This window comes from Ruminococcus sp. Marseille-P6503 (genome assembly GCF_900604945.1).
Taxonomy (GTDB): domain Bacteria; phylum Bacillota; class Clostridia; order Oscillospirales; family Ruminococcaceae; genus FB2012.
Genome location: NZ_UWPB01000002.1, coordinates 1,269,075 through 1,291,262, shown reverse-complemented (window position 1 = coordinate 1,291,262; position 22,188 = coordinate 1,269,075). Strand labels below are relative to the sequence as shown.

Sequence of the window (22,188 nt, the reverse complement as noted above, 5' to 3'; positions counted from 1 at the left end):
CCAGACCGTAGCAGTGCATTTTGCCTATTCTGTACCAAACGTAAGAGCGCATATCCACAGACTTCATATTCTGACCTTCGTATCTCGGCTCATAGGGGAACATGGAATCAGCGTTCGGTTCTATTACCGTAAAAGCATGAAGCGCTTCCCTGTAAAATGAAAATGATTTTTCATCATTCTTTTCTCCGAGCTTATCTGTGGAATACAGCTTTCCTAAATCGTGAATGGCAAGCAGATTACCTTTTTCAGATTCAGAAATTAAAATCTGTTCAGCCTTTTTAAAATCTTCAGGCTTCGGGCTTTTGTCATAGATGATCCTGCAGGCTTCCTTGTATTCATTGCTCCATTTTAAATAGTATTTGCTTTTCGGAGTTTTGTCAGTACTATCAGTACCAACTGTTACTTCATTTTCAACGTTCAGATTTAAATCTTCGGCGGTTAGATTGTCATTATCAAACTCATCAATCTGCGGAGGAATATCTGTTATATCATCGTTATCAGTTTTTTCTGTCAGTTCCGGTTCTTCAATCTCAATATCAATAACAGGACTATTCATATCCAGCACATTCTGAACGATCAAGTTTTTGACGGATTTAAATTCCTTGTTGTCGGTCAGCTTCGGAAACTGAAGCTTTGCAGACGAATACACGTCGTGCTTCTGCTGTTCCATTTCACACCACAGCATATACATTTTCTGAATAGAATCATTTTCCGCAAGCGCTTCAAAAATTGCGTTGACCGTCTGCTTGACCTCCGGCTTTAAAAATCCGTATACTTTTTTGCCCGTTACAGATTTAAGCTGATCGTTAAGTTTACCAACAAGCTTTATCAGCTCCGTATCTTCAAAGGCGTTTCCTGCAATATCATTTACAAGCTTACGCATAAACTCTGATGACTCTTTTTTCAGAAGATTTCGCAGGTCAGTCTGCTGCTGATATAAATGGTGCAGCTCGTCCTGATAGATATCGTTTGCAAAGCCGCTTCGTATTTTTTCTATTCCGCGGTTGGTGAGGAATCCCTCGCGCTCGTTGGCGGAGTACACGATTATATGCGCGTGAGGATTGGTTTTCTTATCATGAAACGCGGCGTACCATCTGAGATTTTTCATTTCGATTTTCTGACTCTTTGCAATATTAGCGATCTGCCGCTTGACTAAGTCCCGCCACGCTTTTAAATTGTCATAGCCCATCGCCTGAGCGCTGTCCCTGCGCAGGGAAACGACATGAGTCCAGACGTTTCCTCCGTGAGCCGCTATCTCTTTTGCGGTCTTTTCAAGCTCGACAGGCTCGTCCGACTGCGAGAACAAACCATGCTTACCGAATTTAACAGCGCCCGGACGGTTAGCAAGATAGCTTACATAGTTTTTACGGCTTGTAAGGCGGTCCATGTTCCGGTCAAGTATTTCCGATATGAGAGCGGAAGCGTTTTTGATAGTGGGATTCTTTTGGTAGTCCTCGTATTCAAATAACTCTTTGCCGTCGGGGAAACATTTTAGCAGAGAAAAAATCAGCTCCTGCTGTTTTTTAGAGGCAGGAGCGTGTTCGTTTGTATTCGGTATCGGCGCTGAACCCTCGCGGGTCGCGACGTATTTTACATAGCGGTAAAGCTGTTTTCTGTTTCCGCTGCCGCTTTTTAAATAACGGCTTGTTACGATTATTTTCGCCAGTTATATCATCTCCTATGATTTGCTGATCTCTATACTGAAATTTCCGTCGTTGTCTATTTTAAGCTTCAGCGTCTTTATATACTTCTTATAGAATACGTCCATTTCCTGATCGCCTGCCGTAATACGGGCTTCATCATAAATATGTTTTACAAGCTCTCTGCCGTTAAGATATATAATGTCGGGCAGATACTTTTCAAGGATGTCGAACAGCACCGCTTTTTTAAGTTCTTCAATATTTCCGGAGCAGAAATCGTCTATGGAGCAGTAGTATATGCCGTGCTCGGTAAGAGCTTTCTTGATTGCTTCTCCGCATTTCGAATACTCATACATTACAAGGAATCTCGCTTCAGTCAAAGAGGAAATCAGACCCCAGTAATCAGAATCGCTTGACACTAAAATAAATGACGTAATATCGTTCTTATAAAAATCAGTACAAACTCCGGCGGTCATTTTAATATCCACCAGAGACTTTCTGCCCGTTACTCTGTCTGCTTCTACATGCTCAACGGGTATCCGGGTAAACTTTTCTAACCAGTCCCAGCCCTCGGTAGTATGGCTGTCGTCGTAAAGAACTATTTTTTCAACCTTTGACAGCTCGTCCTGATTTAGATTTTTAAGTACGCTGTACAGCTTGTACACGTCTGAATTTTCACAGTCCACAACGATAGCCGCTTTAGAGCTGCAGCTTATAAAGTCGTATATGTTGTTTTTTGTTTCCTCATGAGCGTCCCTGAACTTTGTATTATCGGTAAATACGTCTCCGTGCTGTCTGTAAATAATATTTAAAAACTTTCCGTCGGTATAGAGTAAGCTTCCGCAACTCTCAGGAGTCCAATTGATATACATACTGAAGGGATAGTAAGATATATTTCCCATGTATTTTTCAAACTCTCTCACCATTACTCCGGGTCTTTCAGGATTTTGTATAATAAAAAGCTCCTTTATATAGTTCCAGTTCAGCCAATCCGGAAACAACGACGAGCATCTGTCTATGCAGTTATTAATAAGGACTGAGATATCTGTCAGATATTTCTCCGCACGGATATTTGCCTGAATGATATGAAAGCCCCACTGCTCAAGCTTATGAATATTATCCTGATCAAACCATTCAAGCTTATCCAGATTTTTAAGGTTGTATCTTATTTCCGTATCTGTTTTACTGAACTTTTTAAAAAGCGATGACCGCAGCTTGCATAAATATCTGACCGCCGTTGCATTCTGATCTTCGTACAGCTTCTGCAGAAGCTCATGACACTGTTCGTCAAAGCAGTTTTCTAAAATCGGCTTGCTTACGCCTATTAAGTACGCCGTTGCTGCGGTTACATCTTTCTTATCGGTTGTCATCAGTATTCTCCGTTCCATTTCATATTAATAATAATTATATCATATGAACTCGAACTAAATATAACATTTTGTTAATTTTTAGAAAACAGTAATATGCTTATCAGCTGTTCTGATATTCAGCCGCGTCCTCGTAATCAATGATGCCGTTGATTTTCCTCACCTCGTTTACGCACATAGCGTGAAGCTTGTCCAGCGTTTCATCGTCAACCTCGTTTACAGCGGCGGTCATATGCGAAAGCTTTCCAAGCTCCACGGCGACTTTAAAAAGCAGTCTTGAAAGCCGCTGCTCCGTACCCTTTATCTGCGCCTTGACCGTTTCGGTTATCATAGGGGAGAGATAGTTTATGTTATCTTCCTCGCTGAGATAGCCGATGTAGAACTTAATTGCTTTCTCTATAAACTCGCTTTGCGATCTGCAATTGTCGTTTTTGTAATGGACCTCTACGTTCTTCAGCGTTTCAGGATACGCCCAAAGAGCAAATTTGACCTTATTCTCAAAACTCATATGCTACAACTCCTTTAAATATGCCGTAATTTCTTTGCTTTCTGCGGTTACAACCCCTAAATTTCAGAAAGGCTGGATTTACAACCCCTTACCATGAAACTGCCCAAGTCCCGCAAAATTGCGGTCGGCTTTGCCGTCCGCTGTGTCCGCGTCGGGGTTACAACCCCGACGTTTTAACTTGCAAGACAATTTTTCACCTCATACATATATTTTCCGCCTTTCTGAAACTCTGCGAAAAAGCCCCGAATAAGCCCTGCTTGTCCTTAAGGGTAAACTTACCCTGCCTACGCCTATAGAATCGCACACGACGGCACACGGTTGGCGACAGGGCGGTTAAATCACGTTCTCTCACATTGTAAGCTCGTTTTTATAGCGCTGGTATTCCTTTATTTCCATATCAACGACCTGACGGGCGAACTGCTCAGCGGTTTCCTCACTGTCATCGGACAGCTCATATCCTACGGCTCCACAGAAGTTGTCTATTTCCTCAGCCATCGAATCATCTGTGAAAACCTGATAAAACCAGCCCTCTGCGGTTACCGTATTGCCGTTCTTGTCCTCTCGTTCAATGCCTGTGTCACGGCACTTTGAAATATATAAGCCTCTATAATTCATACAAAATCTCCTTTACGTTTTTGGGAATCCGAACGTAAGCTGTTCGGGTTTATCGGTTATTTTCATCCGAAGGTTATGCCAAACGGAATGTAGTCCTGCGTTTTCATTTCCGCTTCACGCTCCGCAGCAACAATCTCAGACAGCGGCACACGGTGCGAACAGGGGGGAGTTACTGCTCAGACTGCTTTTCTGATTCGGCAGGCGAGGGCTTCCCACGTTTTGCCGAAGGCTTCTTTGACGACATCATGTCAATAAAATCTCTCACATTCTGCGGCACGTTTTTCTGATATAACTGATCCACATACTTATTAAGCTCCGCCGCAAGCGTAGTGTTCTTCTGCTCTAAATACATTTCTATTGCTGACAATTTTTCTTCATTGACTGAAACTGCAACCGACTTTTTCATAGACTCATCTCCGTTTCCATCCTTATATTTTTACTCCTTTTCTTCAACATAGCTGATATACGGAATCTGAAGCCAGTGCGTCCATTCGCGCCCTGCAAGTTTGGTACGTGTCACGCCTCTGAGAGTGTTCATGGCTTCGATTACTTCGCCGTTTCCGATGTAAATTCCGATGTGACCGTCCGACCAGACGGCAAGTCCGGGTACTTCCGGTATGGTATCTATCGTGCCCTTGACCTCCGCCGCAGCAAACATTCCATTCGCTCCAACATCAGCCATGCCGTTAGAACCGACCTTTATTTCTCCGCTTTTGCTGTCATACCAGCCGTACCCCTTGATGAGCCCAATGCAATCCGCCGTCCTTTTGCCGAGCCAGTTTGAACGTATAAAGTCCATATAGCTTGTGACCTCGCTGCCGAACACAGCGGCTCTGTCCTGTAAAAGCGACTCCGTCAAAACGTTTCCGTAGGTTCCGTAAACATATCCCCAGCCGTTTTCATGAGCCTGGATCGCCCACTGAACAAGTCCCAGATTATTTTTCTTCTTTGCGTCATATTCTTCAAATTTGATTTCATTGCCGAAGCTTTTTTCATCGCCGTACTGTATCCACGGTATTTCAAACCACGAGGTCCAGCCTCCGGCTGAGATATTCTCCTTTACTATCCCGTCCTCGGCAGATTTCGCATATATCGCGTTACCGTTTCCCACATAAATACCTATCGTATTCTCTTTTAAAACAGCTATACCCTTGGTTTGAGGAAGAGTTTCGATATTTCCTTTTACGTCCGCCGAATCGAACAGCTCCTGAACGGTCATATCGGAGATCGGATAATTATCCTCGGAAATCGTTCCGCTTTCGTGGTCGTACCATAGATACGATCTCAGCAAATTGTAATTGTCAACAGTTCTCCGGCTCAGCCATTTGCCGCAGTCTGCGGTGATATCCTGCGGATATTTTTCCTTTAGCGCCTTGTATTTTTCATCTGTCAGCAGACTGCCGTCGGTATGGGGAACACAGCCCCACTGAGTTTTATATGCGTTTTCTGCCCAGACCGACAGGTCTATGTTGTTCTTTAAATCAAAATTCACAAACAGATACGGATTTATGCTGACGTTTACTATCACAGAATACGACCGCATAAATTCGCTGTAATCAATGCTCAGATTGTATTTGCTACCGAGATTTTCAATCAGCTTTTCATTATCGTTCTCTTTGAAAAGCGAACAGTATTCCGCAAAAAAATCCTCATCCTTGTGAACGTCGTCAAAATATGTGAGATATATTATCTGAGCTTTGACGATCATATCCTTGATTCCGAGCTTTTCCATTTCCTTTTCAATAGCCTTGCCGTCTTCCTCCATCTGTGAGAAACGCTCCTTTTGTTCCGGAGACAGACTTTGCATAAACTGACTGAAATCTATATTTCCGTATTCATCCTCCGCCTTCGTCAGCTGATGACCCATTGCCAGCAGCAGCATTACCGGAAGCAGAGCGAGCGTTATTAAAAAAGCGGCGGCAAAGCCTATAGCCTTCCTTACCTTTTTCTTTGGAAGCAAAACCGCCGCGGCTTTTTTGACCGCCGCTGCCGTTATACTCATACGCAACCCTTCTTTCCTTTGTATATATGAAAAGGACGGCTGTTTTACTTCAGCCGTCCATTAGAGCTATATGCGGTTTTTTCTTGGAATTATAAAAATAGAGCCGATAACGCAGCACTATATAAAGGCATAAGCCTCTTTCAGGATATTTTACGAGCGAAACTCCGACACTTCTAGCAGATTCCTTTTTCCGCACTCTTTTCATGGCGTTTCTGATGTACTCGATGGCTGTTAGATTTGAATAGAACAAATAAAGAGCCGGCAATGCGGCTCTCAAAATTGTATTACATGGTTACATATCCAAGGTATGCGCGTCAACTTCCTTCAAATAATCCTCTGCAATATTTTCTTCAACATCGTTTTTTACGTCGTCAACGATGGTATTTTCCATTACAGCAGCCATTCTATGCACGATCTCGATCCTGTTCGCAACGGATTGAGCGATTGCATTTTTTCTTTGCTCGTCAATATATTTTTCCGCGTTTTCTGAGGACAATATCTCCTTTATGTCATCCTCTATTCCGTATAACTTTTCAAAGTCCACCCATTCAAACGACGTCGCAAGCTTAAGCTGATCAATATGGGATTTCTTAAACGGTTTGCACTGCGCCGTCTTATTGTTCGCTATCTGAACCGTCAGACTGTCATATCCCAGCGATGTTCCGCTATCAAATATAGGGGCCGCGCCGATCCATTCCAGAGTTTCAGCGTTTCTCAGCAGTCCGAAATTATTAAAATGTCTGTCCTCGTTGGCTATGATATAGTCCAGAACGATCATGCGGTCAAGAAACCTCTCTATATTCTTTACGCCCAACGCCTCGCAGCAATTTACATAATGTCTGTAAACAGAGACGCTGTTATCCTTTTTCCGCGTTTGGATCACCCGCCATGCCCCTATAAGCTCAGTTTCCGAACTGACGAAATCTTCGCAAACGCTGTAAGGCTCGTCGCCGCTCCATATTACGGAATAATCGACATGAGGTATCTCAAGTCTTTGACAAATCAGCGACGCGATCGCCTCGTTGAACGGCTGCTGTTGGAACGGTTTGCTGCCGCCTTTTACAAGACACCTTTTTCCGTCTATAATTTTCCACCTTTTTTTCAGACAGCCGTCCGAGGTATTGTCGGGAGAACTGAAATCAAATCCATTTGTTTTATTGCTGTTCCCGAACAGAACGTCGCCGATGTCGTCGGAAAACGGGTTGTCAAAAAAGTTGATAGCTTCCCATTTCACATCGCTTTTATCGGGCTTTATCCAGTATTGATCCGATAAACTCAATCCGAAACAGCGTGTTAAAAGCGTTTTTGTATCATGGATTTTAAGGACTTCCATTGCTTCATGTATACCTGAACGGCTTGCCGGAATTGCTCTGTCAGTCCACCATTCGTTTAATGCCGCTCTGTCGGCAATACCCTTTTTAAAGCCAACGCCTACGGGCAGATGTTCCGGTCTGCAGACCTCATATATTTTTAATATATATCCGGTTTCGCTGTCAAGCTCAAGATATGCTGCCGGTATTTTTTTATGCATTAATACGCATTTCACTTTTCTCACTCCAATACTGAGTTTATCAATAATAGTATACCATACAAACGATAATAATTCAACTATCTTCCTCCCGCCACGCCGAACAGCTTTTCCTTGTACTCCGGCGCGTGAACCTGAAGCAGATACCTCTCATTACCGCAGCGATAAAGGCACAGACCCTGTTGGGGATATTTTACGAGCGAAAACTCCGACATTTCTAATTGAAGCATATCGGTATACGCTCTTGGTTCTACGTTGCCCGCGTTGAACAGAAACTGATGGATAGGAATAGCAAACAGCGGTCTAGTAAGCTCCCTGATCTCGGGCAGCAGGAAATCGTCGATATTCTGGCTTGCGATCACCATTGCAGATTCCTTTTTCCGCACTCTTTTCATGGCGTTTCTGATGTACTCGATGGCTGTCAGATTTGAAAGGAATAAATAAAGCTCGTCTATTGCCGCGGCGGTGTTCCCTTCGCCTAAAAGCTGATTTGACATGTAGCTCAGAATATTGAACAAAAGAGCGTTTTTAAGCCTTTTGTTGGTGTCCATAAGACCTTTTACTCCAAAGCACAGAAACTTTGAATCCTTAACGTTAGTATGCCCGTTGAAATATTTTGCTTCAGCTCCTCTGCACATAGAATGCAGTCCCAGACAGATGTTCTGCAGTATTTCCTCTGTGTACAAACGTTTCTTTTCCTCGTCGAAAATCATGAATTCCTTTTCCGTCAGTTCATAAAGATCAGTCATTGTAGGATAATCCTCCGGCTTCAGCCTGTTGAAATCAGTGAGGTCGTCAATACCGAATCTTGCATACAATTTCATTAACATAATTTCTATCGTATCTATCTCGCTGTCAGAAAAGTCTTTGTATGCTCTGAAAAAGTCCTTTAAATATGATATGTGCTGACTTAGCCTTGTTACCCTTCTGAACGCTTCCGGAGACTGTCCGTCACGCTCAGTTTCGCCGAAGGTTTTTGGTTCAAGGTGATTTATCATATATTCTCCCGACATGAAATCGAGATAGGTTCCTCCCAGATTTTCCGTCAGCTCCTTGTACTCCTGTTCAGCGTATAAAATTATTATGCTTTTTCCGCTCTCCCTCATATTGGTAAGCAAAAGCTTCATAAGGTACGACTTTCCCTGACCGCTGTTTCCTAAAATGAGAACGTTTGCGTTTGTCTTGTCGTCGCTCCGCTTATCAAAGTCCGCCAAAATGTTTGTTCCGAACTTATCTTTTCCGATATAGAAGCCCTTTTCATCGGTTTTTCCGCTGTAATTCAGCGGATAGAGATTTGCGACCGAGCTTGCCGGAAGAACGCGTTCATACAGACTGCCGAACACATTGTATCCGAACGGCAGAGCTGAGAGCATGCCTTCTTTCTGACGTAGAATCAGTCTGTCGACAGTTATTTTTGAGCGCGTAAGCTCCATTAGTATATCCGACTGAAGCTCCTTAAGCTTGTCCTCGCTTACCGCTTTCAGTTCGATAAACACGGCGCAGTGCAGCAGCGGTTCCTTGTTTCGGCGCATATCGGCAATAAGCTGAACAACGTCCTGTAAATTGCTTTCCGCGGCAATCGATTCCGTTACGTCGTTTACAGTCGACATAAGCTTGTTTCTTCTTGCGGCGTGCTGAATTATCTGCCTTTGCTCGGCGCTGTCCACAAGGCGGTTATATATTCTTAAAGTAACCGAGCTTCTGTCGGCAAGATGGGCGAGGATAGCCTGTTCTTCGGTGGTAGGCGGCCATTCTCTGACCGCCCACACGCATTTATACGAATTGCCGCAAATAAAATGGTCGGTAAAAAAACGGACCGTGCCGGGAACGACGCGGTCAAAAAACTCCTGTATTCTGATTTCCTCCGCCTGTTCCGGAGTCATCGCTCTTTTTTTAAACGGCATACGGCTTCTCCTTATCCTGTATCGGCTCAATATATTTTTCTCCCTCCGCGTCCTCGATTTTATCTCCGTTCATAGAGACGTCAAAGTAAATAGCCAGCATTCTCTTTATATCCTCCTTATTCATTCTTCTGACGTCAAAGCCATGCTCCGATATTATTTTGGAAGCGCGGTTTATCTGCTGAAATATCTGCGATTCCTTTTTGTCCTTTGTTCTTACGCAGAACATAAACTGTCTTGCGGTAGACATTTCAAGCTGAATGTCGTCTAAAAACTCCATGTCCTGTTCCAGCAGCTTTATGACAGCGGGATTTTCTTCGCAGTCTATCCTGTTTCTGATATTGATCTTGTTGCCGTCGAAGCATTCGCAGCTGTCAAGACAGATTATTTCAAGCTCCGGTATCATGCTCAGCAGCGTCATAAGGCGGCGTATCTTCGTATCAATATTTTCATTTGACAATACGGATATATTGGTGGGCTGAACGCTGAAAAAGGACAGCTCGCCTTTTTCCGTTTTCAGTCCGTATCTGCCGAAGCCTTTCAGTCCGAACAGGCTTTGCGTTGATTTTTTGTTTTTCATCTTGTTACCTCCAGTAATATATCTGCTGCGCCGTTACAAAAAAGCGGAAGGCGCAGACTATATAGTCCATGACCGTGGTTTCTTCAAGTCTTATTGATAAAAACGCAAACACAGCCGTTACCGCAAAGGGCAGAAAGGTCCAGAGCTGAGTCAGCAAAACCACGGACAGTATCAGTCCGAGGCATATGATAAGGAAATCCCTTATACTCCACAGCCACAGCCTTGATCCGGCTTTCATATTCTGGGGATAGATATATGTTTTTTTCATACTTTCTCCTTTCGGGTATTAAAAAATCCGCTGCAAATCAGCGGATTTTTAATTCTTCAATGTCATCAAACATAAACTGAAGCTTATCTGTTCTTTTGCGGATATGATAATGACCGCAGTACCATTTTTTATAGTCTGTAATTTCTTCAATATGATCCAGCCATATCTCTGTGCTTGTATCAACCGTTTTCTGATTTACACAGCTTAGAAAAGCCTCCGCAGGCTGATATTTTAACGGACAGGTATGACTAAGAACAATATCTATAGGATTGTCTTTCAGTACAGCCTCTGTTTTTCTTTTTATTTCTTCCGACGGCTGCTCGTCATCCCACCAGCCGTATCCCTTCATAAGCCTGTATCCCTTATCTACGCTGTAAGCTCCGCCTATTACGAGACATTTCAGTCCGTCCAGGTCATATATTTCTCCGTCGGCTGCAAACAGCAGATTCGGATACTTGCTTTCTTTGTATACAATTCCGCCGTTCCATATTATCTGCTCATAGTCCGGCAGCTTCTGAGGACGCATTTCATGGTTTCCGTGAATACAAAAAAGTGTAACAGGAAGCTTGGAAAGAATATATTTTAACCGTCCGTCGCTTTCGTTACCGTAATAATTTATTCCGGCGTCGCCAAGTATAACGATAACGTCCTCGGCCGTCGTATTGGCTAACCTGCAAAACTCCTTTATTCTCCTAAAATCTCCGTGCGTATCTCCGGTTATATATATCATCCGTCATCCCTCCTGATTACACAGTATATCACCGGAATCTGGCAAAGTCAACTTAAATCACGCAAGCTTTTTCGCTACGAACTGACCCGCCCTTACGGCGGTATTCACAGTGTGGGAAACGCTCGTCATATTGACTCTTACGCTTGTATCCAGTCCGAAATGCTGAGCGATCCTCGGAACCTCGTTTGCCGAAAGCATTATTCCAAGTCCTAAAAGCCTGTTGGTCTGCCATGTAAGAAGTCCCAAAAACAGCAGGCTGGTCTGTAAAAACGCAGTCAGACACAAAGCGAAAATCTGCTTGCACCAGCTGCTGAAGCCGTCCGCGTATCCTCTGGGAACGGAAAACATATACAGACTTCCCACGGCGATCTGACACAGCAGTATTCCGCCTCTTTTTATATTGGCAAAAAACAGCTTTAAAACGCAGTAGGCAAGGGCGATAACCGTCAGTATTCCAAGCAGTCCTGATAAACCTATCGTAGAGTGCAGCACTATTGTCGCCGTAGCTCCGAGGTCTCCCTTGTTCGCCCCTATAAACGAGCCGAGAAGATCGCCTGAGAATGTGCTCTGAAGCGTTATGCAGAATTTATACAGCTCCACAGGAAGCTGGGTAAACAGCATTACAGCAATAAAACCTTTAAGAACGTTAAGGCACGTTCCCTGAATATTCGCCCGTCCCGTCTGATATTCGATCGCCGTATCAAACGCAGCGACAACAAGCCCTACTGCAAACAGCGCCCAGCCGAACAGGGAAAAAAGCTTAAGGAAGGCTTCCACCCATGCAAGCGAAAAGATTCCCGCGCCCATTCCGTTTATCATTCCGAACAGATCGGCAACCGCTCCGTATATCGTATCGTACATCCATTCAAGCATAACGTCCCAGACAGCCGAGGAGATCGCCGAACCTACCGATTCCACCACCCCGAACAGCTTTTCTCCTACCCATTCCACAGCGTCGCCTATCCATTCAAACATTGCCGTTTTCCTTTCCGATCAAACTGATCTGTTCGTATTTTTTCCTCTGATGATTTTTTAAAACAGTAAAAGCGGCGCCGTCTGCGTATCCGTATCAGCGAATACCTTTTAGATATCCTGTATATTCCGCGCCGTTTTCTCTTTGCATTCATTTTCACCCTCCGTATATATGAAAATACCGCCGGATTTATCCGACGGTATTCCTTATTTTTATTATTCCGCTGTACGTAATATCTGATCTGTTCTACAGCGGTTTTCAATTTAATCAACTTTTAATAAGGTAAAGGTTAGAGCTTCTTCCGCCGCTTGTCCTGTACCTTTCCCTGCGTTCTATGAGCCCTGCTTTTTCCAAGTCGTTCAGCGCCCTGAATACCGTTGACTTTGAAACGCTCAGATCCTCCGATATAGTTTTAACGGAAGGAAAACACTTCTTTTTTCTTCCCGCGCGGTTGGACAGGTACATATACACAGCCACCGCCCTGTGAGGCAGATCGTATTCGTATATCTCTCTTGAAAACCTCAAGCGTTATGCGCCTCCCGTCTTTGGCAGCTTTTTTCTCAGCATATCCTCATAGCTTACCGCCTGATCCTCCGGAGCCTCGATTTTCTTTTTGGCGTATTTAAGCTCCGCCGCCCGCGTCAAAGTCTCCTTTTTCATATATGTGACCGTTCTTGAGCCTTTATCCTCAAGGCTGTACGGTTCTTCAAAGCTGATACCCCACTTGAAAAACAGCTTCAGGGGAGATATCATGGGGTGAGTTCCTGTTTTCATAACAATGAACTGTCCTTTGGGCATACTTTTAAGCTCGTCCGTTGTCATTAACGGTCTGCCGATCATCTGCAGCGACTGGCTTTTATCTCTGCCGTGCGAAACAGAACCGCTTAATACCGTCTGTTCTCCCAATGATTTGGACAGAATTTCCGCAGACTGTGAATTGGGCGCAAAACCGCCGAAAATGGTCAGCTGCGTGTTGTCGGTTATGATCTCCTGTCCCTCTCTGCCGTAATTCTTATCGAGCTGCGCAAAGGACTGAATAATCGCAACAATGCTTATCCGTCTTGAACGGCTTGCGGAGAACATCGCTTCTGCTCCCTCTATCTTAGGGAAAGTTCCGAACTCATCGCAGTAGAACATAACGCGGTTTTTAAGCTTGCCTCCGTTTTCATCGGCGATCACAAGAATTTCCCTGTAAAGCTGCTGGATCAGCAATGAAACCATGAAATATTTCGACTGATCCTCTTCCGGCAGTATAATGAATATCGCCGATTTCTCGGAGCAAAAACGTTCCGCGTCGATCGCCGTGCCGAAGCACAGAATCTGCTCCATTTCCGAGTCGATAAAGCTGTTGAGTCTTGACAGCGCCGTGGACATGATCGACATCATCGCCTGATCCGCGGAATGAAGGGCGGAGCCTGCAAGCCATTTTGCCTTGTGCTCGTCGGGCAGCTTTTCCATCAATACCTTAAAGCCGTTTTTCGGCTTTTGTTTTCCGGCGCTCTCTATAGGCTTTAACAGGTCCTGAATAAGCTTGAACACGGAAACGATATGCCTTTCGTTTTTCTCTCCGAATTCCGCGATCAGTAAAATAAGCGAAGCAAGCAGCCCTTCCGCCGCGTCGTAGAAAAACGCGTTCTGACCCATTGCGGAGGAATCGGCGCCGCCTATGCTGATAATGGTTTTTGCCGTGATCTTGGCGTATTTTTCCGCTTTTGCCTTTGCGGACAGATCATTTTTGTCCTTTAGATAAACGTCCATGTATTTGTTGACAAGGTGCAGCATATTGTTCTCGTTACTTCGTGTTGGATTTCTTAAATCAAGCACGGAAACGTTGTAGCCGTAGTACTTTGAAGCGATAGTTCCGTAGTTTCGGGCAACGTCGCCTTTGGTATCTGTCGACAAAAAGGACATACCGGACGCACAGGCGAATTCAAGATTTGGGTACAGAAAATATGCGGTCTTTCCCACTCCGGCAGCGCCTATCATCATGGTATGAACGTCGCCCTCGTCTACAAGCGCGACAGTCTTTTTTCCTTTTGTTCTGCAGCCGACTACAGTACCCTGAACAACACCTCCGTTGGAGCTGCGCGGTAAACTCTCGCCCTTACGCCATTTCTCAGGCTCAAATGGGACTTTGGTATATGTCTTTTTTACCTCTGCTTTTGTTGCAAATCTCGCTGTGCCGTGCTGGCCGTTTCCCACAGTTTTATTCTTTATTCCATTGAGGGAATAATTGTTGGAACAGTAAGCTAAAATCATCATGACTGCGAACACCGCAAGCATGACTATAATTCCGATTATCTGAGTCTGATTCATATAGCCCTCCTATCCGAACCCGAAGCTTATCGCCTCGGATATTTCTTCCTGCGCTTCTTCCTGCGAGATCACAGGAGCGGACATTTCCTGTTCCGTTTCACAGCGTACCGCGCAGTCCGCAAGCTGATACAGCAATTTTGCAGTCTGTACCGACTGCTCACGGGTACGGGCTGTCTGCCGTAAGTCTTTCATTACCGCCTTAACACAGTCATGCAGATTTCTTTGTTTAGCGGCTTTTTTGCCCTTGTCGGTATAGGGTTTATACTCATCTTTCAGCTTGAATTTTAACTTTTCAAACATCAAATTTTCGCTGTTTTTCCCAATAAAAAAAGCCGAGCCTGCCAAAGCATACTCAGCCAGATACTTGTATTGTCCGTTTTTGAATGTCGCATAGATCCGTGAGATCAGCTTATCCGGACGGCATTTCAGATACTCTAAATTCTCAGCCTGCCGCAGATATTTTTCCTTTCGCTTATGAGGCACGGCAGGAAGCGGTTCTGCACCATTTTGCGCTTTCAAATCCTCGTTCCAGTCCTTGAACTTTGGCGCAAGCCGTTTTACATCGGTATATCCGTTATCCCCAAGAATGTCTTTTAACCTATCAACAGCTTCGATTCCTCCTTCATCGTTATCTACGCAAAGAATGATTTCATTGAGGTTTGTATGATTCTTTAACGCCGTTAAAACGGCATTTTCATAAACACCGTTCATTGCAATATATGAGTGCTGCTGCCAGTTTTCGGGATTCAAAGTAAGATAGCTTAACATATCGATCGGAGCTTCAAACACAAACAGCTTTTCCGACTCGCCAAAGTGGGAAAAGCTGTACTTTGTGTCTGAACCCTCGCAGGTTATTCTAAAACTTTTGCCGTAAGAATTAGTTGAACGCTTGCTTGCCTGCCGTGGAACTCCCTTTTCATCAATCCCTACAAAAACGGCGTTGTGATGCTCCTTATCCTCATAAAGCGTATGCCGCTTTGCAAAGTACGAGATAATGTCAGGAGCAATAAACCGCTGTTTTATGAGGTAGGCGAACACTCTGTGCATATTGCCGTTTGCTTCGGGCAATTTGAATTCTTTCGGTTTTTCCTCCCGCACAGCCGCTTTAGGCGGACTGTGGGACAGGGGAGTAACCGTGCGACCTAACAGCTCTTGAACCGCGGTCTGAAAATCCATACCGTAAAAATACCGCATGAACCTTACGGCTCCGCCGCCCACCTGATTTTTATGGTCGAACCATCTTGATCCGTTTATAGTAATACTGTCGTGCTTGCCGCTGCCGTCGTAGTAAACGAGCTTGTGTTCCCGCCCCGCCGATTCCAGCTTTTCTCCTCTCAGCCTCAGAAAATCGGCTAAATCTACGCTGTTCGCGGCAATTTTTTGTTCTTCTGTAAATGGGATATACGGCATTTTCCACCTCCTGAAAAAGAAAAGCAGCCCTGCGGCTGCCTTTCCTTATTTTTTGATTTTCTTTACACGCGTTCATCTCAGCAGAGAGACTATAAGCTTTGCTCCGAAGAGAGACTATAAGCTTTGCTCCGAGCTTCATTGCAGATATTCCGATGTTTTTTGCTACGACTGTTCCAAACTCTCCGATCAACTCGTCTAATTTCTGAGCGCCTTCCTTATCAGCGTACTTATCAAACAGCTTATTGAATCTGTCTATGATGTCGCCGTACTCGGAGCTTAAGTACAGCGACCGGTCCAGTTCCTGTGTAAATTTATCGTACAGCTCGTCTGATATATCCACCCCTTTCACCTCCGATCGTCAATCCTTTAGCAGCGTAATTATCAACTGCGCTCCGAGCTTTATTCCGGCCTCGGACGATACAGACGATACCGCTTCGCTTAACTCCTGCACTCCGTCCTCCAGCTTTTTAGCCAGCTCCTTGTCGGATACCTGTTTTATCAGCCTGGACAGCTCATTATATTTAAGGTTATATTCGCTGCTGTCCCGCAGCGGTATGTCCAGGTCCTCGGCAAAGCTCTCATATATTTTTCTGATCTCCATTTTTCACCTCCGACACTACAATACCACACTATCCGCCAAATAGCTATATCATAACCCAACAATCTTCCGCGGCATTTTTTCCCGCTTTTATTGCATATCGGCTATACCTTTTCCCTTCATTTTTACATTCCGACGATAGACCAGACGTAAAGCGGAGCGGTCAGTGAAAACAGCAGACAGCCGAAAATTATTGCCGGAGCCGTCCATTCGAACTGACCGTGCTTGCGGTAGTCCATGTACGCCAAAGAAAGCTTGGCAAAGAGCAGAATTGCCAGAACTACGTCTATCACAGGGAATACGACGTTGTTAACGATCGATTTTATCTGACTTTTTGCAGAGTACCATGTACTCTGCACAGCGCCTGCGACATCTCCGTCGGCGTATGCCGTTATACAGCAGAATACAGTCAGCAGGCATACGGAAATTAAAAGCGCGGTTATTTTCTTCTTTTTCATTTTTCCTCCATTCAGAACATTGAAAGCTGCAGATTTTCTTCCGGTTCTGCCATAGCCGCTTTTTCAGCGGTCCGTCTGAAGCTTTCAAGGTAATTGTCTGTATTTTCAAATCTGCGCATCGTTATGAGATCGTCTTCAGCTATTGCAGTATGCAGAGCTTTCGGGTAATTAATTACAACTAAAATATTCATATCTTTTATCTGGCGGTCGGACAGTTCCCTGATCCTTTCACGGAGATACAGCAGATTCTCATCCTGTTCCATGATCTCCAGAGAACTTCTTGCGTTTCCCCGTATTTCATCGGCTCTCGCCATATAGTCCCGATCTGTTTCCGGCGGCGTCTTGCAAAAATATATCTGAGGATAATCCTTTTCAGACATACCGCTTTCAATTTTATGCTTGAAATACAGAATATGATTTCTTACAAGATTCATATTGACTCCGTCTGAATAAGACGGATCGGAGCCGCCGTGTTCCTTTAAATACTCCCAGCGTTTAAAGGATTTCTCAAGCTCTGAAGCATAGTCCGTCTTTTTTTCTTTTCTGCTCATGTCATACCTCTGTAAGCTTTCCCGTCAGCACAGTTCTGGAGGTTCCCTCCGCTCCGGTACAGGTGGACAGTGAAATAAACTTATCTTTTTCAGATACGCCGATATTTTTCCAAATAAAAGAGTTTTCTTTCAGACCGTCAAGCCAGACGGATATATCTTTTGTCACGTCGTAAAAGCCGCTGTAGCATTCCGGCTGTGAAAGCGAGAAAAAGTCAATTCGGTACACGCTGTCCGAAACAGTCAGCCAGCCGACGGCGCGAGCTTCAAAATAGCTCTCGTCCGTAAAATTAATTACATCTGCAAACATAGAGCCGTTACGCATATTGTGACCGTAGAGAATATTTATTCCGTCTGAAAGCTCCCGCGCGCATCTGCCGTCAAGAAAAACGGACCCCGAATACAAATAGCCGCCGTCATACGACCTGTGAAGGTAATAATCGTTATCTCCCGAATACATGACGGGATAGTTTATGCCCGTATCAGGAATATACAGCCAGCCTATGGAACCGTCAAAATTGCGGCAAACCTCACGAACCTGTTCTGTCAGCTCCCGCTTTTTATCCTCCGGCAAACGCGCGGAATTGTCAGGCTCGTCAGTTATTTCCTCACGATCGGGCATACGCTCGTCAAACACGGCAATGTCGGGCATAAAGGGCTTAAGCCTTCTGTAACTCAGCTTCTGGGCAAGATCGTTGCGAAACATTAAATATACGCCTCCCGAAATTAAAACGGCAGCTGTAATAGCTGCCGCCGTTCTCATTATTTTAGTTTTCTTCATAAAGCTCAGTCCTTGTCAATAAAGTCGGGACACTCCGACGCTTTCCTTATTTCTTCCGTCCTTATTCTCTCAAGCTCTTTTCTTTTTCGTATTTTACAGCTTACGAGCATAGCGCAAAGACTTAACAGTCCTCCGGCTATCATAAGCCATGCGGCGGTATTGCTTCGGCTGTCGCCGGTATGAGGAGTATCCTGCGGTATCTCTTTCTGTTCAGCCTCGTCAATCATAACGATCAGCGGATTGCCGTTTTCAGATACGGCGGTCGTTTCAGCGCCGTCAACCGTGACCGTACCGTCATTAAGGACTTCAAAGCAAATATCCGTCGCCAAAATATATCCCTCCGGAGCGGCGGTTTCTTTCAGAATATATTTTCCGGCGGAAAGCTTTGCGACAATATGATTAGTTCCGTCGGAAGTCCATTCGTCCACAACTGTTCCCTTATCATCCAGCAGCTGCATTTGCGCGCCTTTAAGCTCGTTTCCGTCCGCGTCCCGCTTGGATATTTCCACAGTAACAGGCTTGTTTTCAATTTCGATTCTGATAATCTCATCATTTTTTGAAATTGTCACAGGATAGCTTTCATCGCTTAAAATATATCCGTCGGGCGCTGAAAGTTCTCTGATAACATACTCGCCAAATGGAATGTCGGCAAAAGAAAAACAGCCCTTGTCGTCCGACTTGGCTGTCATTAACGCATTTTCTTCCGTAAATTCTGTGCAGTCCATTGCAAACAGACCGAACAGAGCGTTTTCAAGAGGGTCGCCGCTTTCGTTTGTCTTGATACCTTCTATTTTTCCACGCTTAAGGCGATTCTCAAATGTTCCGCAGTCGATTGAAACCGTCTGAATATCCTGTCCCTGATATTCAAATGTTACAAGGTATTTTTCGCCGTTCAGGACGTAATGCTCGTCTGTGCCGATTTCCTGAACGTAATATTTTCCGAACGGAAGCTGAACGTCAAATTTTGCGGTCATATTCTCATCAAGGCTGATTTCAGAAATCAGTCCGTCGGCAGGAATAACCGTACCGTCGGCGGCGGTCAGAGCCTCTGCGGCAAACAGTCCGAAGCGGACGTTTGTATACTCGTCTGAATTGCCGATATTAAACAGCCCGTCCTGTTCCATAAGCTTGGAAAGCGTTATTTCTACGCCCTGATATTCATTGAAAAATTCCGCGTTTACCGTATCTCTTATCTCGACTTCCTGTCCCGCATAGGTAAGCTCGATAAATTGCGATTCGCCGTTAAGAACATATCCGTCGGGAGCCTGAATTTCCTTTATTTCATACTTTCCGAGATAGAGCGGATCGGTTTCAGCATAGCCGTTTTCATCTGTTGCGATTTCAGCTACAATGTCGCCTGCGTTTGCTCTTACCGTTCCGTCGGCCGTTATTATGTCCTCGCCTGCAATTATCTGAAATACCGCGCCGGAAAGCTTTCCGTCTGAAAATATCGGAGTGTAGGTCGTAAGGTTTTCTATAGCATTTCCGTTTTCATCTGTATATGCAGATGATGAAACTGCCGCGCTTGCAAAGGTATCTCCTGTTTTCTGAACGCTGATTTTTCCCTTTTGAGCCTTGTTGAATTTTTCAACCGTTATAACCTCTTCCTTACCGTCGACCGTAAAGGGAACGGCTTCACTGCCGAGAAAATATCCCTCCGCCGTCTGTACCTCATGAAGCTCGTAATCTCCGTATACAAGCTCGTTTGGGAGCGTTAACGTTCCGCTTTCGTCAGTATAGAATACGTCAAGGATCATTTCCGTCGGATAGTTTATTTTCTGTTCAACATAACGGGAATTTTTACAGTCCCAAACCTTAAAGCCGATACCCGAAACGGGGATCAGATTGCCTGTTTCAGCGTCCTTTTTTACGATCCTGACGTAGGAGGTCAGCACGGCGTCGTTGATCAGGTAGAAATATTCCTTTTCGTTTTCGCTGATAATTACGTCAAAATCCTCTATCCATTCTGTGTTTTCCCAGCCCTTGGTCTGATGAACCGTATATGTCCCGTAGGGCAGCGTTTTTGTAGCTGCAAAGCCGTTTTCATCGCATACAAGATAATCTCTTTCAGAATCCTTTGCGCTTTCATAGCTTCCTGACGATTTAAGGTAAACCTCGAATTCCGCTCCTGCTTCGGGAGTTTCAATTTGTGTTGTGCCATCGTCAGAATGCTTGATAATTGAGATTTTGCCTTTGATAACATCTTCGGTTACATTTACTGAAATATGATTGCTTTCAATGGTGTAATTTTCAGCTTCTGCACCGATTGAATAGACAGTCGGATCAAGCCTGTACCCCTCCGACGGGCTTATTTCCTGAATAGTATAATTTCCGCAGACATATTCCCTTGTTTTGAAATATCCCTTTTCGTCGGTAGTATAGGTATTGATCAGTTCTCCGTCCCTGTACAGTCCGTAGACCGCTCCCGCAAGGCTTGCATTGCCCTGTGGATCGCCGTTCTCGGAATCCTTTTTTATTACCTCGGCGGTAAATTTCTTAAGAGCGTTTTTAAATGTTTTTGAAACTGTCGCGTCGGCTGTCAAGGTCGCTGTCTGGTCTGCCGGAACAACATATTTAACGGGTACGTTTTTCTCGGAAATGGTATAAGCGATCTTTTTATTATCCTTATCATATACGGGAATATCGGAAAGAACTGCCGTACCCTCGCCGTTGGTGGTAACAGTATAGGTTTTGCCGCCGCCGGAAATCGTAAAGGTCCTGCCGCCGTTTTCTCCGTCCTCCGACTGCTTGTTTATTTTTATAGCTCCTGTCTTTAACGTATTGGAGAATGAAACGGAAGCTGTTTTGCCCGCCGAAACCGTAACCTTTTTCGTCTGCTGTTTTTCATAACGGGCAGGGACGACCTCGGTTAAGGGATATTCTCCCGCCGCAAGATCGGGTATATTTATTTTACCGTTCCTGTCCGTTTTTACCTTATACGTTTTTCCGTTTCCTAAGACGATAAATTCAATATCCGCTACTATACCGTCCTCGGAGGTCTTGATAATTTCAAGCGTTCCGTTTTCTACGCCCTTGACCGCCGCGTAGTATTTTCTAGGATCGGCTTTTAGCTCCGCTAACGTCTGCTTTGAATCGCTTGTAAGCGTCAGGAATCCGGTCAGCTCTCCCGATTCCTTAACGTTATTCTGAGTCAGAGTAACCACAGCGGTCTTTCCGCTGTCCGCCTTTATTTTCAAAGCGTTTCCCGATTTTGATATAACGGAGCCGTCTGTGACTGCCGCGTCAAAGTCTGATAGAACATTGTTTTTATCGGTAAAAGTATATGTTCCGTCAGAATCTGATTTGACCGCCGTAATCTGAGCCGCCGCTTTGGAACGGCTGCCGAATGAAACAGATTTTGAATGATTCTTTATTGCAGACTCATACTCGTAATAGTAACCGCTTACTATCTGAGCGGCATAGTCGCTTTGGAAATTATCAAGAAGCTTTTCAACAGAGGTATAGCCGTTGCTTATTCTGTTAAAGTCAACATCTCTTTGACCTACTAAAACCTCCCACACCAAAAGCTGTGTTGCCGTGTAACGGTAATATGATTCTAACGTATCAAGTTTACCTGTATATGCATAAAGAAAAACTCTGCCTATCAAGCTTCGTATATCATTTGAATCAAGCTCTTTATTTGATACGCTTTCCAAATATTTATTTGTTTCATCTTCGGTATATCCATCTCCGCTTGCAACAGATTTGCCCGGTTCAAGGCAGTATACAGCCCTCATGCTGTCGGCTGTGTGTATCATACACCAGTAATCTTCGGCGCGGACCGTATATCCTTCGCCTATGGTTATATCCTTTTTTGTAGCAAGCGCGTCGGCGTTTTCTATCTGCACTTTTGTTTCCGCCGCAAACGCTGTGAACGCCGCGGGAAGCATGGTCAATATGATCGCGATTACCGATAAAATCGATATTCCTTTTTTCAATACATTCTTCATATACGATTTCCTTTC

The 22,188-nt window shown here is 44.6% G+C and carries 20 protein-coding genes; all 20 read right to left on the bottom strand.

Annotated elements, in window-relative coordinates; translation table 11 throughout:
• The coding region (gene mobP3 / locus EIH25_RS12090; RefSeq protein ID WP_243113189.1) for a MobP3 family relaxase at nucleotides 1–1,654 on the bottom strand (1,654 nt) is incomplete at its 3' end.
• A 24-nt stretch (nucleotides 1,655–1,678) separates the two neighbouring features.
• Nucleotides 1,679–3,010 (bottom strand): NYN domain-containing protein, encoded by a 1,332-nt coding sequence (locus EIH25_RS12085; RefSeq protein WP_124101279.1) that lies wholly within the window; start codon nucleotides 3,008–3,010, stop codon nucleotides 1,679–1,681.
• Nucleotides 3,011–3,110: 100 nt separating this feature from the next.
• Entirely contained in the window at nucleotides 3,111–3,515 is a 405-nt protein-coding gene (locus EIH25_RS12080) for a hypothetical protein (RefSeq protein ID WP_124101278.1), read from the bottom strand.
• A gap of 348 nt (nucleotides 3,516–3,863) precedes the next feature.
• Nucleotides 3,864–4,130 carry a hypothetical protein gene (locus EIH25_RS12075; protein ID WP_124101277.1) on the bottom strand — a complete coding sequence of 89 codons (267 nt, stop codon included), beginning with the start codon at nucleotides 4,128–4,130 and terminating at the stop codon, nucleotides 3,864–3,866.
• A gap of 169 nt (nucleotides 4,131–4,299) precedes the next feature.
• Nucleotides 4,300–4,536, bottom strand: coding sequence for a DUF6103 family protein (locus tag EIH25_RS12070; protein WP_124101276.1), 237 nt, complete (start codon nucleotides 4,534–4,536; stop codon nucleotides 4,300–4,302).
• A 30-nt stretch (nucleotides 4,537–4,566) separates the two neighbouring features.
• Complete coding sequence (locus EIH25_RS12065) at nucleotides 4,567–6,132, bottom strand: hypothetical protein (protein ID WP_124101275.1); 1,566 nt, start codon at nucleotides 6,130–6,132, stop codon at nucleotides 4,567–4,569.
• 292 nt (nucleotides 6,133–6,424) lie between these two features.
• Complete coding sequence (locus EIH25_RS12055; RefSeq protein WP_243113167.1) at nucleotides 6,425–7,678, bottom strand: HipA domain-containing protein; 1,254 nt, start codon at nucleotides 7,676–7,678, stop codon at nucleotides 6,425–6,427.
• Nucleotides 7,679–7,740: 62 nt separating this feature from the next.
• Nucleotides 7,741–9,564 (bottom strand): DUF87 domain-containing protein, encoded by a 1,824-nt coding sequence (locus tag EIH25_RS12050; RefSeq protein ID WP_124101273.1) that lies wholly within the window; start codon nucleotides 9,562–9,564, stop codon nucleotides 7,741–7,743.
• A complete protein-coding gene (locus tag EIH25_RS12045; protein WP_124100706.1) occupies nucleotides 9,554–10,141 on the bottom strand; it encodes a hypothetical protein in 588 nt (195 codons plus the stop codon). Before EIH25_RS12045 ends, EIH25_RS12050 begins: the two co-directional genes overlap by 11 nt.
• Before the next feature lie 4 nt (nucleotides 10,142–10,145).
• Complete coding sequence (locus tag EIH25_RS12040; protein WP_124100705.1) at nucleotides 10,146–10,409, bottom strand: hypothetical protein; 264 nt, start codon at nucleotides 10,407–10,409, stop codon at nucleotides 10,146–10,148.
• Nucleotides 10,410–10,446: 37 nt separating this feature from the next.
• Nucleotides 10,447–11,139 (bottom strand): metallophosphoesterase, encoded by a 693-nt coding sequence (locus EIH25_RS12035; protein ID WP_124101272.1) that lies wholly within the window; start codon nucleotides 11,137–11,139, stop codon nucleotides 10,447–10,449.
• Nucleotides 11,140–11,196: 57 nt separating this feature from the next.
• Complete coding sequence (locus EIH25_RS12030; protein ID WP_124101271.1) at nucleotides 11,197–12,114, bottom strand: conjugal transfer protein TrbL family protein; 918 nt, start codon at nucleotides 12,112–12,114, stop codon at nucleotides 11,197–11,199.
• 265 nt (nucleotides 12,115–12,379) lie between these two features.
• The gene (locus tag EIH25_RS12025) at nucleotides 12,380–12,637 is read right to left on the bottom strand and encodes a helix-turn-helix domain-containing protein (RefSeq protein WP_124101270.1); all 258 of its coding nucleotides are present in this window, start codon (nucleotides 12,635–12,637) and stop codon (nucleotides 12,380–12,382) included.
• A gap of 3 nt (nucleotides 12,638–12,640) precedes the next feature.
• Nucleotides 12,641–14,428: a type IV secretory system conjugative DNA transfer family protein gene (locus EIH25_RS12020; RefSeq protein WP_124101269.1), complete on the bottom strand. Its 1,788-nt coding sequence runs from the start codon at nucleotides 14,426–14,428 to the stop codon at nucleotides 12,641–12,643.
• A 9-nt stretch (nucleotides 14,429–14,437) separates the two neighbouring features.
• Nucleotides 14,438–15,838, bottom strand: coding sequence for a DUF3991 and toprim domain-containing protein (locus tag EIH25_RS12015; protein ID WP_124101268.1), 1,401 nt, complete (start codon nucleotides 15,836–15,838; stop codon nucleotides 14,438–14,440).
• Between the two features lie 358 nt (nucleotides 15,839–16,196).
• The gene (locus tag EIH25_RS12010; protein WP_124101267.1) at nucleotides 16,197–16,439 is read right to left on the bottom strand and encodes a hypothetical protein; all 243 of its coding nucleotides are present in this window, start codon (nucleotides 16,437–16,439) and stop codon (nucleotides 16,197–16,199) included.
• A gap of 122 nt (nucleotides 16,440–16,561) precedes the next feature.
• A complete protein-coding gene (locus EIH25_RS12005; RefSeq protein WP_124100697.1) occupies nucleotides 16,562–16,894 on the bottom strand; it encodes a DUF3852 domain-containing protein in 333 nt (110 codons plus the stop codon).
• An 11-nt stretch (nucleotides 16,895–16,905) separates the two neighbouring features.
• The gene (locus EIH25_RS12000) at nucleotides 16,906–17,445 is read right to left on the bottom strand and encodes a hypothetical protein (protein ID WP_124101266.1); all 540 of its coding nucleotides are present in this window, start codon (nucleotides 17,443–17,445) and stop codon (nucleotides 16,906–16,908) included.
• Between the two features lies 1 nt (nucleotide 17,446).
• Entirely contained in the window at nucleotides 17,447–18,223 is a 777-nt protein-coding gene (locus EIH25_RS11995) for a class B sortase (RefSeq protein ID WP_124101265.1), read from the bottom strand.
• 5 nt (nucleotides 18,224–18,228) lie between these two features.
• Entirely contained in the window at nucleotides 18,229–22,173 is a 3,945-nt protein-coding gene (locus tag EIH25_RS11990) for a SpaA isopeptide-forming pilin-related protein (RefSeq protein ID WP_124101264.1), read from the bottom strand.
• Between the last annotated feature and the right edge of the window lie 15 nt (nucleotides 22,174–22,188).